4 protein-coding genes are annotated in these 3,938 nt (G+C 70.3%); 1 reads left to right on the top strand and 3 read right to left on the bottom strand.

Going from position 1 to position 3,938, the window contains the following annotated elements; all coding sequences use genetic code 11:
• Positions 1-329 precede the first annotated feature (329 nt).
• A complete protein-coding gene (locus ACZ7J0_RS33675; protein ID WP_470893881.1) occupies positions 330-1,337 on the bottom strand; it encodes a stage II sporulation protein M in 1,008 nt (335 codons plus the stop codon).
• A gap of 119 nt (positions 1,338-1,456) precedes the next feature.
• Here ACZ7J0_RS33675 and ACZ7J0_RS33670 point away from each other — a divergent pair, with 119 nt between their 5' ends.
• Complete coding sequence (locus ACZ7J0_RS33670; RefSeq protein ID WP_470893880.1) at positions 1,457-2,455, top strand: RDD family protein; 999 nt, start codon at positions 1,457-1,459, stop codon at positions 2,453-2,455.
• Between the two features lie 38 nt (positions 2,456-2,493).
• Here the strand turns inward: ACZ7J0_RS33670 and ACZ7J0_RS33665 are convergent, their stop codons facing one another.
• Entirely contained in the window at positions 2,494-3,108 is a 615-nt protein-coding gene (locus ACZ7J0_RS33665) for a hypothetical protein (protein ID WP_470893878.1), read from the bottom strand.
• Between the two features lie 263 nt (positions 3,109-3,371).
• On the bottom strand, positions 3,372-3,938 hold a 567-nt coding region (locus ACZ7J0_RS33660; RefSeq protein ID WP_470893876.1), incomplete at its 5' end, for an adenosylhomocysteinase.

Here is a 3,938-nt window from a genome sequence, read left to right as displayed (position 1 = left end):
GTGTTTCCGACTCTATCAGACTCTTTCGTGTCCGATTCCCCGTCGGAGCGGGGCTTGCCTTCCAGTTCTTCGCTTTCGCGTTTCCCTTTCCGGCGATTCCGACTCTATCAGAATCATTTCCGCCGAGCTAATCGGCTTCTTGATTCGAATAAGGAATCGGGATGGCTCCTGGGAAATCGAATTCCCGAACGGAGCGAGAGAGATATTAGCTGCTCGGCCGGACCGTGTCCAGTCCAGGCAACCCGTAAAATCTACCTCCCCATCGGTCCCGTGTCAACGGTCCCGGCGGGCGAAGAGGAGACTAGCAGGTCAGGGGGGTCGTACGCACATCAGGCGGCGGTCGGCAGTTCGGCGCTGCGGTCGGTCGCGTCGATGTCACCCGTGTGGCCCGCTCGGGCCGCGCGTCCGCCCAGGACGTAGACGTACGCCAGGAATGCCAGTTCAACGACGATGCCGATGGTGATGCGGGCCCAGGTGGGCAGGCTCGACGGGGTCACGAAGCCTTCGATCAGGCCGGCGACGAAGAGGACCAGAGCCAGGCCTATGGCCATGCCCACGGCCGCTCGGCCTTGCTGGGCGAGGGCCGCCCGGCGGGTTCGCGGGCCGGGGTCGATGACGGTCCAGCCGAGGCGGAGGCCCGTGCCCGCGGCTACGAAGACGGCGGTCAGTTCGAGCAGGCCGTGCGGGAGGACGAGGCCGAGGAAGGTGTCGAGGCGGCCGGCCGCGGACATCAGCCCGATGCCGACGCCCAGGTTCAGCATGTTGAGGAAGAGGATCCAGATCACCGGGACGCACAGGAAGGCGCCGAGGACCAGGCACATGGCGGCGGCCTGGGCGTTGTTCGTCCAGACCTGTGCGGCGAAGGAGGCTGCCGGGTGGCTGGAGTAGTACGTCTCGTACTGGCCTCCGGGGCGGGTCATGTCGCGGAGTTCCCCCGGGGCGCCGATCGCGGACTGCACCTCGGGGTGCGTACCGATCCACCAGCCGATGATCGCGGCGATGACGGTGGAGAGGACGGCCGTGGGGATCCACCAGCGGCGTGAGCGGTACACGGCGGCGGGGAAGCCGGCCGTCAGGAAGCGGACGGCGTCCCGCCAGGAGGCGCGGCGGGTGCCGGTGACGGTGGCACGCGCGCGGGCGACGAGTTGAGTGAGGCGGGCCGTGAGCGCGGGGTCCGGGGCGCTGGACTGGATCAGGGACAGGTGGGTCGCCGTGCGCTGGTACAGGGCGACGAGCTCGTCGGCCTCGGCGCCCGTGAGGTGGCGGCCGCGGCGCAGGAGATGGTCGAGGCGGTCCCACTCGGCGCGGTGGGCGGTGACGTAGACGTCGAGGTCCATGATCGGCTGCTGCTCCAGGCACTGGGTGCGTACGGGTTCGTACTACTGCGGCGCGCTGGCGATCAGCTTGGCAGACTGGCGTTCGGAGGGGTCGGGAAGGTCGAAGAAGGGTGGGCGCCATGAGCGGGGTTGTCACGGGGGACGCGGTCGTACTGGGGTTGCCGCCGGCCAGGCTGCCCAGCCGCGCTCTGGCACTCCTCATCGATCTCGTCGTGGTGTGGGCCGTGTACCTGCTCATAGCCATAGGGCTGACGCTGGCCACCGCGTCGCTGGACGAGGCCGCTCAGGCGGCGATCCGGGTGGCGTCCTTCCTGCTGGTGCTCGTCGGGGCGCCGATCGCGGTGGAGACGCTGACGCACGGGCGCTCGCTCGGGAAGCTGGCCTGTGGGCTGCGGGTGGTGCGGGACGACGGCGGGCCGATCCGGTTCCGCCATGCGCTGGTGCGCGGGGCGATGGGGGTGGTGGAGATCCTTCTGACCTTGGGGGTCGTCGCCTGCATCGCTTCCCTGGTGTCGGCGCGTGGGCGGCGGATCGGTGATGTGTTCGCGGGGACGCTGGTCGTACGTGAGCGGGTCGCGGCGGCGCGGACGGCGGTGGTTCCTCCGCCGCCGCCGTGGCTGGTGGGGCGGTTTTCGGAGCTGGATCTGTCGGCGGTGCCGGACGATCTCTGGCTCGCGATACGTCAGTACCTGACGCGGATGGGCCAGCTGGACGCCGGGGTGGGGCGGGGCCTGGCCGAGCGGCTGGCCGACGAGGTGGTGGCGAGGACCGGGGCCCCCGCTCCGGCGGGCGTGCCGGCGGCCGCGTATCTCGCGGGTGTGATGAACGAGCGGCAGGCGCGGGAGGCGCGGCGGGCCTTCGGCGAGGCGGCGGCGCGGGACGCGGCGCGTGGGGCGGTTGCCCGGGAGTTCGCCGAGCCGGCGGCGCGTGGCGCGGGTGCCCGGGAGTTCGCTGAGCCGGGGAATGGTGGCGGTGGGAGTAGGCCTGAGGCGGCGTGGTCCGGGGCGGGCTCGGAGGTGACGACGCCTTCGGTTTCCGGGGTCGCGCCTGCTGAGCCTGCCGGTGCTGGGGCGCAGGCGCCCCGGCCGCCGGCTACGGGATTCGCGCCCCCGGCCTAGCCGCTCCCGAGATCCGGAGGGGCGGGGGCCGCCCGTGGTCATGGGAAGACCGAGGGCGGGGTCTCGAGGGCTTCGAGTTCGATGCCGGGCGCCGAGAGGACGACGTCCCCGGCGATGTGGACCGTGTGCTGTTCGCCGGTGTCGAGGGCGCTGACCTGGTATTCGTCCACCATCAGGGGGCCGTTGTCAGTGGTGTGCGCTTCACTCTTCATCAGGGCCCAGGACTGGTCGACGGTGAGGGGGGCGAGGACCGGGTCCGTGAAAGCGACGAGCCGGACGCGGGTCGCGGGGGAACCGGGGGTGAGGCGAAGCAAGCGGGATGTGGCGACGAGGAACGCCGGGGAGGTGCCGGTGAAGGCGTGGGCGCGCACATTGCCTTCTGTGGCGTGGTTTCCGGTGGGGTCTGTACGGACCCAGGTGACGCCGTCGAGCGCGGCGCCGCGGACCTGCCAGCTCGCCGCGTGCAGTTCGAGACGGATGGGGCGGCCGAGTTCGTCGAGGGCCAGGTCGACGGAGCCCGAGTGGTCGCCGGAGGGGGTGGTGATCTGGGAGACGTAGCGCCAGCCGGAGGGGCCGGGCGCGCAGTGGAAGTGCTCTTCGCCGAGGGGGGTGTGATCGTGCGGATCATGGAGCGAATAACGGCCGCGGGGCATGGGTCCTCGGGTGCTTCGGAGCGTCGGGGTGTGTGAGGCGCTGTCGGTCACCGGCCGGGGTGGGACCGGACCGGGTCGATCGGACCGGGGATGATCGGACCGGGTGGCTGGGTGAAGGCTGAGTCCTGAGGGTCGGCGGCCTCGAAGGCCGGGGCCGGTTCTCGGGGGGCGGGCGTACAAGGCAGGCCCCCGACACGGGGGTGCGGGGGCCTGCCTGGTGCGTACTACTGCTGCTACGGACGCACGTCAGCGCGCCGGCGTCGTCAGTAGCGGTAGTGGTCGGGCTTGTAGGGGCCCTCGACGTCGACGCCGATGTACGCCGCCTGCTCCGGACGCAGCGTCGTGAGCTTCACGCCCAGCGCGTCCAGGTGCAGCCGGGCCACCTTCTCGTCCAGGTGCTTGGGCAGCACATACACGTCGGTCGGGTACTCCTGCGGCTTCGTGAACAGCTCGATCTGCGCCAGCGTCTGGTCCGCGAACGAGTTGGACATCACGAACGACGGATGCCCCGTGGCGTTGCCCAGATTCAGCAGACGACCCTCCGACAGCACGATGAGCACCTTGCCGTCCGGGAACGTCCACGTGTGGACCTGCGGCTTCACCTCGTCCTTCACGATGCCCGGCACCTGCGCCAGACCGGCCATGTCGATCTCGTTGTCGAAGTGACCGATGTTGCCCACGATCGCCTGGTGCTTCATCCGCGCCATGTCCGACGCCATGATGATGTCCTTGTTGCCCGTCGTCGTGATGAAGATGTCCGCGCTCTCCACCACATCGTCCAGCGTGGCCACCTGGTAGCCGTCCATCGCCGCCTGCAGCGCACAGATCGG

Source organism: Streptomyces sp. NPDC038280 (assembly GCF_055600045.1).
This window is presented reverse-complemented; position numbering and strand designations above follow the sequence as displayed.